Origin of the sequence: Pseudoduganella dura, assembly GCF_009727155.1 — a bacterium.
Classification (GTDB): Bacteria; Pseudomonadota; Gammaproteobacteria; order Burkholderiales; family Burkholderiaceae_D; genus Rugamonas; species Rugamonas dura.
Genome location: NZ_WNWM01000002.1, coordinates 4,292,429 through 4,309,960, shown reverse-complemented (window position 1 = coordinate 4,309,960; position 17,532 = coordinate 4,292,429). Strand labels below are relative to the sequence as shown.

Below are 17,532 nucleotides of genomic sequence, written 5' to 3'. Positions count from 1 at the left end.
CCGGCGCCCCAGGCGGACCAACCAGGAGAAATACCATGAAAACCATCCAACGCATCGCCGCCCTGACCGCCGCCACGCTGGTCATCGCCTTCGGCCAACCCACCCAGGCTTATGCCCAGTCCCAGGCGCAGCTCGCCGTGGCGGTACTGACGGAAATCATGAAGCAGAAAATCCGCGTGCATTGCGACGAAACGATGGCCACCCCGTACGGCTACCTGGCGTGCCTCGTGACGCTGTTCGACGAGTATGAACTGGAGTACACCTCGGACGATATCCGCCGGCCCTGAAGGCGGCGGCCGGGCGGGTCAGGTGGCCGCAGCCGCCTGACCGCTTTCCCACTCCCGCCGCAGCAACCCGTACAGCACCGAGTCGAAAATCTCGCCGCCGACGATCCACCGTTCGCGCAGCAGGCCTTCGCGCTGGAAGCCCAGGCGTTCCAGCGCGCCCGTGGAAGCGGCGTTGCGCGGATCGATATCGGCCTCGAGCCGGTGCATGTCCAGTTCCACGAACGCGAATTCCAGCAGCGCCCGCAGCGCCTCGTTCATGTAGCCCTTGCCCCAGTGCGCGCGGTTGAGCGCGTACCCCACTTCGCCGCGCCGGTTCTGCCAGTGCAGGCGGAACAGCCCGCAATTGCCGATCTGCCGGCCGGTTTCATTGAGCACGATGGCGAAGCGGAAGTACTCGCGCGCCGCGAAGGCAGCCGCATCCTCGGCGATCTGCCGGGCGGGCCGTTCGGGATCGGTCCACGCCGGCTCGCTGAAGTAGCGCATCACTTCGGGATCGTCGTGGATCGCCATCAGGTCGTCCTCATCGCCGGGGCGCGGCGGGCGCAACGTCAGGCGCGGGGTCGTGAGCGTGAAATGATAGGTCATCCGGCAATATTACCCGATGTGCTCAACGGCCGGCCGGCGCCGTCCACCCGCCCCCCATCGCCCGGTACAAGTCCACCGAAGCGGCCAGCAGGCGCGCGCGCAACTGCAGCCGCGCCACGTCGGCCGCATACAGGCTGCGCTGCGCGTCGAGTTCTTCCAGGTAGGCCGCGTAGCCGTTGGCGTAGCGGTTGTGCGCGATGCGCAGCGTTTCGGCAGCGGTGGCGCGGCGGGCATCGTTCTGCACCACCTGCTCGCGCAGCCGCGTGATCGCATCGAGGCCGTTTTCCGTTTCCGCGAAGGCTTGCCGCACCGTGTTCTCGTAGGCGATCAATGCCCCGTTGCGCTGCGCCGCCGCGGAATCGGTGGCGGCCTGCACGCGGCCGCCGTCGAACAGCGGTGCCACGAGCGCACCGGACAACCGCCACAGCCGGGTGGGCGCATGCAGCAGGTCGGAAAGCTCGGCGGACTGGATGCCGCCACCCGCCGTGAGCCGGAAGGTGGGCAACAACTGGTCGCGCGTGGCCGCCAGCTGCGCACTGGCGGCGGCGATGGCCTGCTCGGCGCGCACGATGTCCGGGCGGCGGCGCAGCAGGTCCGACGGCAGGCCGGCAGGCACCGGCGGCGGCGCCAGGTCCGCCAGCGGCTTGCCGCGTGCGATTGCGCCGGGCGGGCCGCCCGCCAGCAGCGCCAGCGCGTTTTCCTGCTCGAAGATCTGCCGCCGCAGCTGCGGCACCTGCTCGGCCGCCGTATCGTATTCGGCCTGTGCCTGCAGCCATTCGAGGCGCGAGCTGTAGCCCACTTCGAACTGGCGCCGCGCCAGGTCGCGCGAACGCTCGCGCACCTGCAGCGTGGCCTGCGCCAGTTCCAGCTGCGCATCGAGGCCGCGCAGGTTCAGGTAGCCGCTGGCCACGTTCGCCGCGACCGACAGCGCCACCGCATCTAGGCTGGCCTGCTCGCCGCGCAGCGTGGCGGCGGCGGCCTCGGTGGCGTTGGCCAGGCGGCCCCATACGTCGATCTCGTACGCGGCCTGGAATTCCGCCTGGAACACGTTCGCCACGTACGGCTTGCCGGTCGCGGCGGACAGCGTGCGCGTGCGCGTGGGCGACGTGTCGAACGACAGCGTGGGCTGCTGCGAAGCGGCGGCGGCGCGCACGCGGGCGCGGTAATCCTCGATCCGCTCGCGTGCCACGCGCAGGTCGCCGTTGTTCGCCAGCGCTTCGGTGACCAGCGCGGTCAGCGCCGGGTCGTCGAAGCCCTGCCACCATTGCGCATCGACTGGCAGCGCGGAAGCGCCCGCCGGCAACGGCGCGCGCCATTGCGACGGTACCTGCAGCATCGACGCCGGCGGATCGGCCACCCTGGCGGCACAGCCGGCCAGCAACACCGCCGCGAGCGGCATCGCAACCAGCGCAAGCGAACCACGCCTCATCGCCGCGCCTCCGCGTCGATGCGCTCGGACGACGTGTCGATGCTGACGACAACCGACATGCCGGGCCGCAGCCGGTCGGCAAGCCGCTGGCCGGCATCGATGCTGATCCGCACCGGGATGCGCTGGGCGATCTTCACGTAGTTGCCGGTGGCGTTATCGGCCGGCAGCACGGAAAACTCGGAGCCGGTGGCCGGCGAGATGCGCTCGACCTGCCCGGTCAGCACGGCGCCATCGAGCGCATCGACCTTGAACGTGGCGCTCTGCCCCACGCCCACCCCGCTCATCTGGGTTTCCTTCAAATTGGCGATGACCCACATCTGCCGGGGCACCAGCCCCATCAGCTGGGCGCCGGAATTGACGAACGCGCCGCGCCGCACGCCCACCTGGCCCAGCTGGCCATCCGATGGCGCGACGATGCGCGTGTTGTCCAGGTCTACTTTCGCCGCCTTCAGCGCCGCCGCGGCGTTGGCCACCGCCGCTTCCAGCGCGGCGCGGTTGACCGTCACGGATTGCGACTGCTGCCGCGAGATCTCGACATTGGCCTGGGCCTGCGCCACGGCGGCCCGGGCCTGCGCATGGGCGGCCCGCTGCGCATCGCGCTCGCGCTGCGACAGCGAGCCATCCTGCACCAGTTCCTCGACGCGCCCGAGATCGGCGCTGGCACGGGTGGCCTGGGCCCGCGCGTTGGCCAGCGCCGCTTCCTGCAGCGCGATGGTGGCGGCGGCGCTGCGGCGCGACTGGCCCCAGTTTTCCAGCGCGGCCTGTTGCGCCGCCAGCTGGGCCTCGGCCTGCTCGTAGCGCTGTTCGTAGATGCGGCGGTCGATTTCCACCAGCAGCTCGCCCTGCTTCACCAGCTGGAAGTCCTGCACGTGCACCTGCGTGACATAGCCGGAAAGCTGGGTGCCGATCACCGTCACCTGCCCGCGCACCAGCGCGTTCTCGGTCGACACGACCGGGCTGGTGAACGGCGGCAGCCGCCATGCGTACAGCACGACCAGCACGCCGACCAGCGCGATCAGCGCGAAGCCGGCGATGGCGAACCACTGGTGCGGCCGGTCGGGCTGGCCGGGCGCTGCGGCAGCCGGCGCAGCTGCCGCGGGGGGCGCCGCAGGTGCGGGTGCGGATGCGGGTGCAGGTGCGGATGGAGGATTGGTGTCGTTTGCGCTCATTTCGATCCGGAATTTTCAAGGGAAACTCTGGCCATGCCCGTCTGGGCATTCTGCGCCGGCACGGCCGGCCGGCAGGCGGTGCACAGCTGCCAGAGGTAGTGCGCCAGCAGCCACGCCAGCGTGGCCACGGCGACGATGCTGATCAGCAGGAAGACATCGTTGTAGGCGAGGATGTTGGCTTCGCGCGTGGCCGCCGCGCCGAGCGACGCCACGCCCTGCGCGCTGCGCAGCGCCGGGTCGGCCAGCGTGCCGGCCAGCGCGGCCCCGCTGCCCTGCACGCGGCTGGCCACCAGCGGATCGATCAGCGTGAGGTGCTCGACCAGCTGGCTGGAATGGTATTTTTCGCGCAGCACCTGCACCGTGCCCACCAGCGCGGAACCGAGCAGGCCGCCCAGGTTCTGGGTCATCGAGAACATCAGCGAAAAGCTGATCAGGTTGTTCGGCTGCGCGATGATCGCGCCGAAGCCGGACACGAACACGGGGCCGATGAAGAAGATGCCGGCGAATGCCAGCAGCCCCTGGCTGATGTACATCTGCGCCGGCCGCGTGAGGTTAGTGGCGTGCGCATCCATGTAGGCGCCGATCGCCATCAGCACCAGCGCGAACATCAGCGAGACCTGGATGCGGCTGGGCGAGATCGTCAGCGCGCTGGCCGCCATGCCGGCGATGCTGGCGGCCAGCGTGACCAGCCACAGATCGCGCATCTGGTCGTTCTGCAGGCCCAGCGCCTGCAGGAAGCCGACGGTGCCGGTGGCCTCCGATTGCACGATGCGGATCAGCAGCACCGACAACGCCAGGCGCACCATGTTCGAGGTCGTCAGCCAGCGGATGTTCAGCAGCGGCCGGGCGCGGTTGTGCTCGATGGTGATCGCCGCCGTCACCAGCACGATCGAGCCGGCCAGGCACCAGCCCAGCCACGGCGCCTCGAACCACCACACGGTGCGGCCCAGGCCCAGCACGGCGCACAGCAGCGCCACGCCGGGTGCGAACAGGGCGAAAGTGACGGCATCGAGCTTCTCGAACGCACGGATCCGGTCGCCCGGCGGCAGTTTCAGCAGCAGCACGCAACCCAGCGACAGCAGGCACATGCCCAGCTCGAACCAGTACAGGCCGCGCCATTCGGCGATCTCCAGCAGTTCGGTGGAAAAGATCCGCGCGATCGGCAGCGCCAGCTGCGAGAAGCCGATGCCCAGCACCACGCCCTTGAGCCGGTGCTGGGCCGGAAAGCCCTGCAGCGTGTAGTACAGCCCCAGGGTCGTGAGCGCCGCGCCGCAGATGCCGCTGGCGGCCCGCACCGCGATTGCCGAGCCGAGGCCGTGCACGAACAGGTGGGCCAGCGTGGCCAGCGCATACAGCACGAGGAACAGCTCGGTGAACAGCCGCAGGCCGAATTGCTGGCGGAATTTCACCAGCAGCAGGTTCATCGATACATTGGCCATCACGTACACCGTGGGCAGCCACTGGATCTCGGCCTGGTACACGCCCAGGGTGCCCTGGGCGTAGACCAGGTTGACGGTGACGAGCGCATTGCCCAGCCCGCCCGTGAGCGCCACGATGAAGCCGACCAGCAGGTAGGCCAGGCGGCGCTGCGGCGAATGCAGCGGCGACGACGGCGACCCCGGCAGCATTGGCCGTTCGTGGGGTTTCCAGGTCTGGGGCGCGTAGACGTCCATGCTGTGGGTGATAGCGGTGGTAACGGTGAGAAAGGTCGAGGTGACAATGATACGGCCCGGCTGCGAACGATGTCGCATGCACCGGGCCGGTCACCACTTATGGCAGAGCTGATGCCTGCCATGGTGGATGTCACTGCCGTTTTGCGGCAGGTGTTGCCTGGTCTTGCTTAGACCGCAGGCGGATCGGTCTCGCGCGCCCACACGCGGTGCTCGGCCAGCACCGCCTTGAACGCGGCCAGCGCGGCCGCCGCATCGACCGGCTGGGTGCCGATGATGCCCGGGTCCGCCGAGCCGTCGCGCAGCGTGGCGGGAATGCCGGCCTTGACCAGCAGTTGCACGCCATCGTCCACCACCAGGATCGGCTTGCAGTGACGGTATTGCAGGCGCACGAATTCCAGCGCGTTGGCGTCGGCCGCCAGTGCCAGCGCGGACTGCGCGCCGGCCGGGATCACCACGGCGTCATAGATGACGGACGGCCCGGCTTCCAGCGTGATTTCCGCATCGAGCGTGGCACCGCCGGCACCGTTGATCAGGCCCAGGCGCGAAGCGACCACGCGCGGCACGGCGCCATCGGCCAGCAGCGAAGCGTAGATTTCCCGCACGCCATCGGCATCGACACCGTCGGCGACCAGGATCGCCACCCGGCGCGCGTGGATGCCCACCTGCCCTGGCCGCGACAGCAGCGACAGGCCGGGCGAGCTGCGGTAGGCGGGAACCGGCCGCGTGGTGGCCATCGGCTGCGGGTCGGGCACCGGCATGCCGAGGCCGGAGGCGACGGCATTGGCCAGTTCCGCATCCACGTTGACCAGCATCGACAGCGTGCGCTGGCGGATCGCCGGCACCGTCACGCGCGTCAGCTCGAAGCGGAACGCGCCGATGATGTGGGCGCGCTCGACCGGCGTCTGGCTCTGCCAGAACAGGCGGGCCTGCGAATAGTGGTCGGCGAACAGTTCGGGCTTGCCGCGCACCTTGTCTTCCACGAAGGTCTGCTGGGGGAAGCTGGTGAAACCCATGCGGCCGCCCTGGAACGGGCAGCCGCCGCCCAGCGAGTTCGGCTCGTAGGACACGCGGCCGCGGTTGACCGTTTGCCGGTGCATGCCGTCGCGCTGGTTGTTGTGCACCTGCGTGACCGGCGCGTTGATCGGGATCTCATGGAAGTTCGGCCCGCCCAGGCGCGACAGCTGCGTGTCCACATACGAGTGGATGCGGCCGTGCAGCAGCGGATCGTTGGTGAAGTCGATGCCGGGAATCACGTGGGCGGTACAGAACGCCACCTGCTCGGTTTCGGCAAAGAAGTTGTCCGGATTGCGGTTCAGCACCAGGCGGCCCACCGGGGTGACGGGGACCAGTTCTTCCGGCACCAGCTTGGTGGCATCGAGCACGTCGAATTCGAAGCTGTCGGCCTGCGCTTCCGTGAAGATCTGCAGGCCCAGTTCCCACTCGGGGAATTCGCCGGCCTCGATCGCTTCCCACAGGTCGCGGCGGTGGAAGTCGGGATCGGCGCCGCTGATCTTCACCGCCTCGTCCCACACCAGCGAATGGGTGCCCTGCAGCGGCGTCCAGTGGAACTTGACGAACACCGACTCGCCGGCCGCGTTCACCAGGCGGAAGGTGTGCACGCCGAAGCCCTGCATGGTGCGGTAGCTGCGCGGGATCGCGCGGTCGGACATTGCCCACATCAGCATGTGCATCGATTCGGGCATCAGCGAGACGAAATCCCAGAACGTGTCGTGCGCGCTGGCGGCCTGCGGCATCGCGTTGTGCGGCTCCGGCTTCAGCGCATGCACCAGGTCGGGGAACTTCATCGCATCCTGGATGAAGAACACGGGAATGTTGTTGCCGACCAGGTCCCAGTTGCCTTCGTCCGTGTAGAACTTGACGGCGAAGCCGCGCACGTCGCGCGCGGTATCGGTGGAGCCGCGTTCGCCGGCCACGGTCGAGAAGCGCACGAACACCGGCGTTTTCTTGCCCGCTTCGGCGAACGGCGCGGCGCGCGTGACGTCCGTCAGGGCCTTGTAGCTCTCGAAGTAGCCGTGCGCCGCCGAGCCGCGCGCGTGCACGATGCGTTCCGGGATGCGCTCATGGTCGAAGTGCGTGATCTTTTCGCGCAGGATGAAGTCTTCCATCAGCGTGGGGCCGCGCAGCCCCGCCTTCAGCGAATCCTGGTTGTTCGCCACCGGCACGCCCTGGTTGGTGGTCAGCACCTGCCCGCTCGAATCGGCGCGCACGCGGTCCAGCGGCGCAATGGTGTTGTTCACGCCGACCGGCGGCTGGCCGCTGCCCGTCTTGGGCGAAGCGATGTTCTCGACGGCTGTGCTGGCGGTGGCGATGTCGCTGGCCGGCGTGGCGGTCTGGCCCTGCTGCGGCGTGCGCGCCGCGTCGCCGTACTCGCCCGGCTTGTTGGCGTTGTAGGGGCATTGCGCGGCCAGGTCCATGCCGCCGGCCTGCTTCTCGAGCAGCACATCGCCTTGCGGGTTGTTGTTGCCGAGCGATTGCGGCGGTGCCGAGTTGGAGGGGCCGGATACGGTGGAGAGAATGGAGCCGGCGCCGTCGACGCCGGAGGACTGCTTGCTGGTTGGGGTGCTCATGGGTCCTCGTGGGTGATCGAAAAAAACGCGAAAAAAACGCGAAAAGAAACGCAAAAAACGGATGACAACGCTAAAAGAGATCAACGATGTCGCTGGCCACGACACGCGCAAAAGCGCCCGGCCGCATGTCGCAATGACATACGGCCGGGCGCGGCCGTCCGCAAGGGGTGGGGCGAACGGCGGGCCAGCAAGGGCGAATCAATGGCGGCGCGAACCCAGCAGCTTCGAGACGGCGTAGCCGGCGGCCAGTGCCACCAGCACGGACGTGCCCGGGCTGTTGCGCACATAGCTGCGGCCCGTTTCGGCCAGGCGGCCGTACGCCACGTTCAGGTCGGCGGCCTTCTGGTTCAGGCGTTCGGACAGGTTGGCGGCGCCATCGGTGACTTTATCCACCGTGTCGTGGGCCTTGCTCACCAGGCGGTCGGTAGCGGCCGGCACGCTTTCGGCCAGCTTCTCGACGGTGCTGTGCACCTTGTCGGCGACGGCAGGCACTTTTTCGGCGATCTTGTCGACGGCGCTGTGGGCCGATGCCGCGGCCTTGTCGGCGGCGGGCTGGACCTTGTCGACGGCGCTGTGGACGGAGGCGGCAGCCTTGTCCGCGCTCGGCTGCACCTTGTCGGCGGCCTTGTCGATCGCGTTGTGCGCATCGTTACGGTTGTTGTTGCCGATCGGCGTCACGGTGCCGGTCGCATTGATGGTCGATTTTTCATTGTCCATGATCGGTATCCTCTTGGTTGGTGTTTGCAGGACCAACAATAGGCCGTTCGCCACCGCCTGACGGTGCGGTGCATAACAAAAGACTAATGACCGGGCAGCCGCAGGAAAATACCTGCCCCCTGCCGCACGCCGCCGTCGCCGGCTTTATGGCATGCTCCCCGCATCAGGCATGGAGGTGTGCGATGTTTCCTATCTCTTCAGTATCCGAATCCTCCGGCATGGCCGCCCTGTTCGGCATGGGCGGCGTGGCCGCCGCGCCGGCGCAGCAGGACGTAGCGCCGAGTTCCGCCGTGGAGGTGTCGTCGCTGGGCCAGTTCATGGGCACGCTTGCGCTGTCGCAGAAGCGGCTGGGCGAACTGGCGGCCGCCGGCGGCGGGCGCAACCCGGATGCGGACCTGGAACTGCTGGGCACCGCGGCCAGCGAGCTGGTCGAAGCCTTCAACGTCGGCCGCGCCATCGATACGCTGACACCGCCCTCGGGCGAACCGCTGCCCGCCAACGCGCTGGCCGGCCGCCTGACGCAGAGCTTCGATGCGGAGCGCGCCGCGCTGGCGCAGATCGGCATCGGTTTCGCGCCATCGCTGCTGGGCGACGATGGCGAAATGCTCGCGGTGGACAACCGCCGCCTGCTGGCCGCATTCGAATCCGACCGCCAGGGCACGCTGGACACGCTGGCGCGCGCCGCCGGCGGCTTCGACGAAGCGGCCAGCGTGCTGGCCCGGCAGCAGGATGCCGTCGGCCCGGACGGCAATACGCTGCAGCCCCCTGCCACCGCCAACCTGCCGCCGAGCGAGGTCAGCGATGCGGCTTTCCGGAACGCGCTGCGCGACACCACGGTGAATGCCAGCCAGCAGAATGCGCCGGCCGGCGATGCGGAAGAAGCCGGCGGCAGTCCCGCAGCCGGCGCACGCCAGCCCGAGGCCCCGCAGATCGCCGGTTCCGGCACGCCGGCGGCGATGCTGAACAACCAGGCCGCTGAGCTGACGGCCGCGCAGGCCAATAACAGCGCCAGCGGCGCGCTCGGCCCTGCCGTGGCGGCGCAGCAAAATGCGCAGCAGGCCATGCAGCCGGGTGCCAATCCCGCGCCGGCGGCCAGTCCGCCGGCACCATCGTTCGCGAATCCCCAGGTGCCGGTCGGCATCAATCCGCAACCGGGCACGTTCGCCAGCCCGCAGGTACCCGTCGCGCAGGCCGCCGTCACGCAGGCTCCCATCACACAGCCCCCCGTCACGCAGGCATCCGTTGGGCAGGCACCCGTCGATGGTGCGCCGCAGGCCAGCGCCAACCCGCAGACGTTTACGGCGGCCCAGGCCGCCGCCGCGCAACAGGCCGTGCGACAGTCGCTGCAGCCGCCGCCTTCGCGCGTGAGCGGTGCCGCCGGCGAAGCGCAGGCGAACCCCGTGCAGACGCCGCCGCCGGCCACGACATCGCCCGACCAGGCCAATGCCGATGCGCTTGCCAGGCAACTGGCCGCCGAACGCTTTGCCGCCGAGCGCGCGGCGGTGGCGGAGAACGCCGAAGCGCGGCGCCGGCAGGCCGCGCTGCAGCAGCAACTGGCGGCCGACCGCGAAATCGAAGCACAGCGCGAAGCACAGCGGCAGGCGCAGGGCGACGCAGCGGCCCGCCTCGACCGCGACCTGGCCGGGCTGACGCAGCAGGAACGCGCCGCCGCCAACCGCCTCGCGCTGGCGCGGCAGGCAGCCAACGAAGCGCTGGCCGCCCAGCAGGACATCGTCACGCAGGACCAGCGCCTGCAGGAAGTGCGCGCCGCCGCGGCGCGCCAGCTCACGTCCACGCGCGAAGAAGACCTGGCCGCGCAGCAACTGGCCGACCGCCTCGACGACGCGCGGCGGGAAGCGTTGACCCTCACCGACCAGCTGGCGCAGGACCGCCTGCTGGCGGCACGCCGCGAAGCGGCCCGGCAAACGCTGGGCACGCAGGACGATGCACTGCTCGAACAGCGGCTCGCCCAGGTACGGATGGCCGCGACGCGGCAGGCCGAGGATGCCCGCCAGGCCACCGAGCTGACCGAGGCCGAAACGGCACGGCAGCGCGATGCGCTGCGGGTGCTGCAGGAACAGGGCGCCGAGCGCGCGCAATCGATCCTGGACCGGCAGCGGCTGGCGCTGCGCACCCAGCAGGCCGCGGCGGCTGCCGGCACGGGTACCGCCGCCGATGCGACCGCACTGGCCGGCACGGCCAACGAACAGGCCGTGGCCGGTGCCGCGGCCGATGCGCAGATCGCCGCGTTCAGCGCCGTGTCGGCCGCCACGGCCCAGGCGGCGGCCGACACGGCGGCGGCGGCCCAGGCTTCGCTGGGCACGCCGGCCGACACGGACGCCGGTACCACCGCCGGCGGCACGCCGTCGGCAACCGGCGCGCCGGCGGGCACGGCACCGGGAACGCCGGGAACGACCGCCGCGGACGCCGGCACCGCCCCGGGTGCGGCGGCTGCCGCTGCCGGCGCGAACAATGCCCCGCGGGCGCCGAACGCGGCCGATCCGTCCGTGGCCGCCTCGATCGCCGCGCAGCACCTGGCCGGTGGCATTGCCGGCGGCGGCGCCCCGGGTGCCGCGCCGCCGCCGCGCAACGAGATCAACCCGGCGGTGCGTCCGGTTGTCCGCACGGGCAACGTGCCGCCGGTCTGAGCGGCGTTGCCATCTTCGGCCTCCCCCGCCTGCAACCTCGAATGCGGGCCGGGTGCCGACTTCCCTTGCTCCCATGGCGAGAACGTGGATAATTCACGCTCGACCATAACGACGGAGACCGAATGAAGACCAGGCACTTGGCCGGCGCAGTCGCGCTGGCAGCACTTACCGCCGGCGCGGCCGCGCAGGTACAGGAGACGGTGGTCCGGATCGGGCACAGCGGGCCACTGTCCGGCGCGCAGGCGTTCTCCGGCAAGGACAATGAAAACGGCGCGCGGCTGGCGATCGAGGAGCTCAACGCCAGGCCGCTCACCATCGGCGGCAGGAAAGTCAAGTTCGAACTGGTGTCCGAGGACGACCAGGGCGACCCGAAGGCCGGCGTCAACGTCGCGCAGAAGCTGGCCGATGGTGGCGTGCGCTACGTTGTCGGGCCCTACAACTCCGGCGTGGCCATCCCCGCCTCGCGCGTCTATGCCAATGCTGGCGTGGTGGTGGCGAGCGTCGCGTCGAATCCGAAACTCACGCAGCAGGGCTACAGGAACCTGTTCCGCGTGAACGCCAGCGACACGCAGCTCGGTTCCCGGATGGCGGTGTACGCGGCGAAGGAACTGAAACTGAAGACGGTGGCCGTGATCGACGACCGCACCGCGTTCGGCCAGGGCCTGGCCGAGGAATTCAAGAAAGGCGCGCGCGCCGCCGGCATGACCGTGGCCGGGCATGAATACACCACCGACAAGGCGGTGGATTTCGCGTCGATCCTGACCAAGCTGCGCGCTAAGAACGTGGAAGCGATCTTCTTCGGCGGTTACGCGCCGCAGGGCGGCCCGATGGCGCGCCAGATCCGGCAACTGGGCATCAAGGCCAGGCTGCTGGGCGGCGACACGATCTGCACCGCAGAGATGGGCAAGCTGGGCGGCGATGCCGTCGGCGACAACGTGCTGTGCTCGCAGGGCGGCGCCCTGCTCGACAAGGCAGCCAGCGGTCCGGGCTTCAAGACCAGGTTCAAGAAGCGCTTCAACGCCGAGCCGGACGTCTACGCGGCGTCGTACTACGATGCCGTGAACCTGTTCGCGCAGGCGATGCAGGCGACCGGCTCCGTCGACCCCGCGAAAGTGGGCGCCGCGATTTCGGCCGGCTCGTACCAGGGCGTGGCCGGCACCTATGCCTTCGATGCGAAGGGCGACATGAAGGCTTCGCCGGTCACCATCTTCACGTTCAAGGGCGGGCAGCCGAGCGCGCTGGCGAGTTATTGAACGATCATTGCGCCGCGTGATTGCGGCGCGCTGGCTGACATCGTGATGGGGCGCGCGGCAGGGGCAGATTCCAGGGATAAAAAATGCTGATGTTGTTTTACATCAGCATCAATTGCCTTCAGGAATTTCACATGCTATCGTATGCATAGCTTCGTGGCGGCCCCCATCCCTTGCCCGCCAGGTCATCGGACAAGCGGAGCCCATGCGCCCCGTCGCGCCACTCCCCTTCGGCAAGCAGCCCATGAACATCGTCAGCAAACACCACCTTTTCACTGTATGGTCCACGGACGCGGAAGGCCGGTGCGGTACCGTCCAGGAAAGCTTTACCGGGCTGATGCCGGCAATGAGCGGCATGACGCTGCCCGAGTGGCTGGCCGCGCATGCCGAGGATGGCGCGCAGGCAGCGCTCGAGCTTGCCAAGGTGCTGGAGCACGCGGCGCCGTTCCATGTCGAATTGACGATCCGTTGCATGAACGGCATCACGCGGCGCGTGCTCATGTCGGGCGTGCCGGATATGCAGCGCCGCGCTTCCCGTCCCCAATATAGCGGCTCCATCGTCGACATCACCGAGCAGCGCAAGGCACTGGAGGGCGCGTTGCGCAGCGCAGCGGAATATCGCCTGCTGGTGGAAAACAGCACCGACCTGATCGCGCATTGCGGCACCGACGGCAGGTATATCGCGATATCGCCGTCCTATAGCCGGATGATAGGCTGGGCGGCGAACGAGATCGTGGGCCAGCGCGTGGTGGATTTCCTGCATCCGGACGACCGCGCACACGCTTCGGACGCATTGAACCGCCTTTTCGCCGGTGCCGCGTTGCCGGACGTGGTCGAGGTACGCAAGCGCCATCGCGACGGCCATTACATCACGCTCGGTACCAAGGCTTGCGGCGTCAGCGATCCCGCCACCGGCGGCTGTATCGGTGCGGTCCTGGTGTCGCGCGACATTACCCGCGACAAGGAAAGCATCCGCAAGCTCGAGAAAATGGCAACCCACGACGCGCTGACGGGATTGCCCAACCGGGCCTGGGTCAACGGCCATGTCGACCGCCTGCTGGCGCAAGCCGGAGACCGGGTCCATACGGCCGTGCTGTTCATCGACCTGAATGGCTTCAAGGCCGTCAACGACGCGATGGGTCACGCGGCCGGGGACGCCCTGCTTCAGCGGGTAAGCAAACGGCTGCAGCGTTGCATGCGCCCTGGCGATGCGGTGGCACGCCTGGGCGGCGACGAGTTCGTGGTGGTGGCGAAGTGTGGCGATCGCGGTGCCGCGTCAGCGATCGCCCAGCGCCTGCTCGACAGCCTGAAAGCGCCGTTCCCCATCAATGGCATGGCAATACGGATCGGCGCCGCCATCGGCATCAGTCTCGCGCAGCCCGGCACGGTGTCGACCGGAGCGCTGTTCGAGAACGCCGATACGGCGATGTACCAGGCGAAAGCACGACGCAACGGGTCATACCAGTTCTTTGAACCGGAAACGCTGCACGCGGCGTAAAGCCGGTGTGGCGGCATTCCGCCCGGCGCCATCACCGCTCGACCCGCCGCCCCGGCGTTTCGTCGCAAATTCCCGGCGGCGCGACCGCGTTTCCCGTTATTCTTTTTCCATCGGAACAACCGGAACAATCCAATGCGCTTCCATACCTCTGTGATCCTGCTGGCGCTCGCCGGCACCGTCCAGGCCGCCGACACGGTCTCCTTCGGCCATCGCGTGATTCCCGATAATGGCGAACCCGTGGCAAAGCCGATGAGCTGGCGCTACGGCATGCTGCGAACGGCGCAGGCGCTGTTCGACGAGGGGGCGCCGCGGCAGGCGCCGGGCGCCACGTTGTCGTTCCGCCTGCCCAGGCTCGATGCGGCACAGGGCGACAACCATGTCGAGATCATCCAGGGGGACAAGCGCACCGCGCTGCCGATGACTTCCCCGACCACGTTCGGGTTCGTGCGCGATGATGCCGTGCCCGCGGACGCGGCGGTGACGGTGGTGAACCGCCATTTCCCGCCGGGCGCCGTGAACCACCCGAACGTGCGGGTGCGCTCCCCCGGCCTGCCGGACGGCGTGCGGCGCATGGGCGACCTGCGGCTGGCATGCGCGGCGCAGATCGCGATGATGAAGACCGAAGGCATGCAGCTGCGCGCCATGTTCGGCGTGGCCGGCCTGTTCGGGCTGAATGTGTGCAGCGAGCTGGAAGTCACGAAGGCCGACCCGCCGGCCGGGAAATACGACACGGTGATGTTGGAAGACGGCGAGCGACGCCTGGCTTGGCAGGCATCGCAGGCGAACCCGCCGCGGATCGGCGACAAGGGCTGGTCCGATGACACCCGCATCCGCTATACGCTGGACGGCATCGGCGTGCAGTGATGCCCTTGGCATTCTCGGCCAGGGTCACATGCCGCACCGGCATCGATGCCGTCGTACTGTTGCGGCCACGACAAGCGAACCGCTGCCACTTCCCGGCACCGCATGGAACGCGGCGCCGGAACAGGTATTAGTCTGCCACGGAGACTGGTGCGTCGGAAGCCTTGGTCGGCGGATTTTTCACACCGACCGTGGCAAACAGTTTCGGTACCTTGACCGCCAGCGCGGAGCCCAGTTCCAGTTGGTTCTTCAGGCTGGCCGCGGTATCCTTGACGGCGCCCAGCTTGCCCAGGTTGGCCGGGTTGCTGCCGATGCCATCGATGACGGACTGCGACTGGCCGACCAGTTCCTTGTCCTTCAGCATGGCGAGCACGAAGTTGAAGCTGGCCGCGCCCAGCGTCTTCTTTTGCTGTGCATCCATCGCCTTTACTTTCTCGTTGGCAGCTTTCTCAAAGTCCACCGTCGATGCGGCTGCGGCCAGCGACTTGGTGATTTCCTGGGTTTTCGCTTCCTTTTCCTTGCTGTCGGTGATGCCAGCGGCTTGCTGCTTCAGCGCTTCGATGCGGGCGATATCTTCCTTGCTGCCCAGCGAAGCCACCAGTTGCTCCAGCGAGTTCCGCAGCAGCACTTCGGCGGTCAATGCGTTTTTCAGGTAGGCGTCAACGTCCACCTTGGCTCCCGAGCTACTCTTCGACAAACCCGGCAGCGATAAGCCGCCCAGTTGAGCAGAGGCAGGAACGGCGGTGCCCAGCAGAAGGGTAGCGGCGGCGGCGGTAACGCTCATACGGAATTTCATGTTTTTCTTTCTATTTGGTGGACGGGAAAACGAGTTTTGCAGCAACGGCGCTCAACAACTTTCGGGCTTCGTCGATCAAATCCGAGCGCACCAGGCTGTTCACTGCCTGCAGGGTGGTGGATTTTTCGTAACCGCTCGAGCGGAATTTCGATTCAAGGCCGACCCGCGCCGTCACCTGCGCGTTCTCGCGCACGCGCATGGTGTAGCGGGCCGTCAGGTTTTGCTGGCAATGCTCCTCGCACTGCTCGCCGGTCGCATCGACGCGCTGCACAAGTTGGATGCAGGCCGTTACCGGCGGCACCGACCAGCGGATACGGTCGCGGAACGACGTGCCTGGATTGATCATCGTGTCGGCCAGTTCACGTACTTCGGGCGCGTAAAAATTGCCGGGCATTGCCTGTGCCAGCGCCAGCGAGGCGACATTTTCCAGTTGCGGAGTTTGCACGCTGCCCAGCGTTTCCGAATCCGGGCAAAGGCTGAACGCAGCGGCGGATTTCGGCACGGCGCCCAACTGCAGTGTCTCGAACACATCGCCTGCGACGACCGGAATCCTTTGTTCGCCGAACGGAAGGCTCGGCGCGATCCGGGTTTCTGCGCCTTCCCGCTGCGCAGTAGTCGCTTCGGCCATCGGAAACAGCAGCTTCACCGGCTTGCCACCGATTGCAAGCGTTGTCGGGCGCAGCAAGTAGCCCGGCGCCTGTTGCGGATAAACCTTTGCCGGCGTAGCCACGAATATGCCATTCGCGTCCACGCGCGCCACCGGCGCGGCATCCGGCTGCGCCTCGGCCACCGTGCCCAGCTGCCGGGCGACGGCAAGCAATGCGTTCTTGACGGCGATTTCGCGCCGCGCCAGCGGGTCCATGTCGAAGCCGTTGTCGACCTCGATCTTTTGCGCATCATGCCCGGACGTTGCCATCAGCACCCGGCCGGTCGTATCGATCAGTTCAGCATAGGCATTGGCTTCGAAACCGCGCACGGTTCGAAATGCGAGATTGGTCTTCGCCTCGTAATGGATGGGATCGGGAACCCGCAGCCGTATCAGCAGATCCGGCGTTTCGCGCTGCGCCGTACTGGAGGTCGACAGCGTGGCATGCTGCGCAACTGTCTTCAGCAAATTGGTGAAATTCGGGTTTACCTGCACCAGCGTGAATGGCGCCTGCTGCCCCAGTGCCTCGGAAAACATCCGGTTCAGGTACTCGCGGCTGAACCCGGCGGCGGCCTGGTCGACCACGACCGCGACGCGTGGCCGACGGCGGCCGTCGATCTTGCCGACCACGTATTTGCGGAACACCATGCCGGGCTTGATGCTGTCCACCAGCACCCGCTCCGCGACCGCGTAACCGGCACCCGCATACACGATCCGGATCAGGTTCGACTGTTCATCTTCCAGGCTGTCGCCGGACTGGATGCCCTGCTGGTAGCCACCATCGAGCACCATCAGGCCATTCTGCAGCGCGGCGATCTTCGCTTCCACGGCATGTGGCTGGAATTGCTGGCCCGCCTTGCTGCACAGCTGGGCGATCAGCGCGGTCAGCGCTGAAGCATAGAGCTTGTCCACCTCCGCCGGAACCTGTGCCGAGTCCCTGGCGGCGACCAGGCCCAGCGCCACATTGGTATCGGACTGCGTGAACAGGATTTCGCCCGTCTGCACATTGGTAAAGTAAATGCTGCCGGTGACCGGGGTACGGATCTCCAGGTTGCCATCCGGCTTTCTCGTTGCGTACTGCGCCATCCGGGTCAGATGGAACGACACGGCAAACGTGCCGCCAGCCGTCTTCTGCGTCAGTTCGCCAGTGCGCCCCGCAAAGGCGTTGTCGAGTGCCGTGCGCACCTGCTGCGACAGGCCGGCAATATCCTGCGCGCGCAGGAAACGCTGCTCGATCGCCGGTTCCCTCTCATCCCAGAATACCCCCTGGACCGGATAGACCCTGGCAGTGGTTTGCGCTGCCGCCCCCACGGGTGCGCAACAGGCGCCCGCGACAAGCCATGCAGCGCCGATGCTGCGAAGCGTGCGATGTAGAGTCATCGGTC

Annotated in this window: 14 protein-coding genes; 5 read left to right on the top strand and 9 right to left on the bottom strand. The window is 67.9% G+C overall.

Annotation, left to right across the window (positions count from 1 at the left end):
* Positions 1-35: 35 nt before the first annotated feature.
* Positions 36-287 (top strand): hypothetical protein, encoded by a 252-nt coding sequence (locus tag GJV26_RS18890; protein WP_155710231.1) that lies wholly within the window; start codon positions 36-38, stop codon positions 285-287.
* A gap of 18 nt (positions 288-305) precedes the next feature.
* Here GJV26_RS18890 and GJV26_RS18885 read toward each other — a convergent pair whose 3' ends face one another.
* The 6 genes from GJV26_RS18885 to GJV26_RS18860 all read right to left on the bottom strand — a co-directional run bounded on the left by GJV26_RS18885 (position 306) and on the right by GJV26_RS18860 (position 8,448).
* Positions 306-872, bottom strand: coding sequence for a GNAT family N-acetyltransferase (locus tag GJV26_RS18885; RefSeq protein WP_155710229.1), 567 nt, complete (start codon positions 870-872; stop codon positions 306-308).
* 22 nt (positions 873-894) lie between these two features.
* Positions 895-2,301: an efflux transporter outer membrane subunit gene (locus tag GJV26_RS18880; RefSeq protein WP_155710227.1), complete on the bottom strand. Its 1,407-nt coding sequence runs from the start codon at positions 2,299-2,301 to the stop codon at positions 895-897.
* Positions 2,298-3,470, bottom strand: coding sequence for an HlyD family secretion protein (locus GJV26_RS18875; RefSeq protein ID WP_155710225.1), 1,173 nt, complete (start codon positions 3,468-3,470; stop codon positions 2,298-2,300). Before GJV26_RS18875 ends, GJV26_RS18880 begins: the two co-directional genes overlap by 4 nt.
* Positions 3,467-5,221 carry an MFS transporter gene (locus tag GJV26_RS18870; RefSeq protein WP_229419354.1) on the bottom strand — a complete coding sequence of 585 codons (1,755 nt, stop codon included), beginning with the start codon at positions 5,219-5,221 and terminating at the stop codon, positions 3,467-3,469. The genes GJV26_RS18875 and GJV26_RS18870 overlap by 4 nt, the downstream gene beginning before the upstream one ends.
* Positions 5,222-5,310: 89 nt before the next feature.
* Positions 5,311-7,731, bottom strand: a complete 2,421-nt coding sequence (locus GJV26_RS18865; RefSeq protein ID WP_155710223.1) for a catalase — start codon at positions 7,729-7,731, stop codon at positions 5,311-5,313.
* Positions 7,732-7,929: 198 nt separating this feature from the next.
* Entirely contained in the window at positions 7,930-8,448 is a 519-nt protein-coding gene (locus GJV26_RS18860) for a hypothetical protein (protein ID WP_155710221.1), read from the bottom strand.
* A 218-nt stretch (positions 8,449-8,666) separates the two neighbouring features.
* Between GJV26_RS18860 and GJV26_RS18855 the strand changes: the two genes are divergently transcribed.
* The gene (locus GJV26_RS18855) at positions 8,667-11,096 is read left to right on the top strand and encodes a hypothetical protein (protein ID WP_155710220.1); all 2,430 of its coding nucleotides are present in this window, start codon (positions 8,667-8,669) and stop codon (positions 11,094-11,096) included.
* A gap of 122 nt (positions 11,097-11,218) precedes the next feature.
* Complete coding sequence (locus GJV26_RS18850) at positions 11,219-12,349, top strand: branched-chain amino acid ABC transporter substrate-binding protein (protein ID WP_155710218.1); 1,131 nt, start codon at positions 11,219-11,221, stop codon at positions 12,347-12,349.
* Here the strand turns inward: GJV26_RS18850 and GJV26_RS18845 are convergent.
* Entirely contained in the window at positions 12,343-12,480 is a 138-nt protein-coding gene (locus GJV26_RS18845) for a hypothetical protein (RefSeq protein ID WP_155710216.1), read from the bottom strand. The two genes, GJV26_RS18850 and GJV26_RS18845, sit on opposite strands and share 7 nt — an antisense overlap.
* 110 nt (positions 12,481-12,590) lie before the next feature.
* Here GJV26_RS18845 and GJV26_RS18840 point away from each other — a divergent pair, with 110 nt between their 5' ends.
* The gene (locus GJV26_RS18840; protein WP_155710213.1) at positions 12,591-13,844 is read left to right on the top strand and encodes a sensor domain-containing diguanylate cyclase; all 1,254 of its coding nucleotides are present in this window, start codon (positions 12,591-12,593) and stop codon (positions 13,842-13,844) included.
* 132 nt (positions 13,845-13,976) lie between these two features.
* Positions 13,977-14,708, top strand: a complete 732-nt coding sequence (locus GJV26_RS18835) for a hypothetical protein (RefSeq protein WP_155710212.1) — start codon at positions 13,977-13,979, stop codon at positions 14,706-14,708.
* Between the two features lie 127 nt (positions 14,709-14,835).
* Here the strand turns inward: GJV26_RS18835 and GJV26_RS18830 are convergent, their stop codons facing one another.
* Both GJV26_RS18830 and GJV26_RS18825 read right to left on the bottom strand, forming a co-directional pair.
* On the bottom strand, positions 14,836-15,546 hold the full coding sequence (locus GJV26_RS18830; RefSeq protein WP_155710210.1) for a hypothetical protein: 711 nt from the start codon (positions 15,544-15,546) through the stop codon (positions 14,836-14,838).
* A complete protein-coding gene (locus tag GJV26_RS18825; RefSeq protein WP_155710208.1) occupies positions 15,512-17,527 on the bottom strand; it encodes a hypothetical protein in 2,016 nt (671 codons plus the stop codon). The genes GJV26_RS18830 and GJV26_RS18825 overlap by 35 nt, the downstream gene beginning before the upstream one ends.
* Positions 17,528-17,532 lie beyond the last annotated feature (5 nt).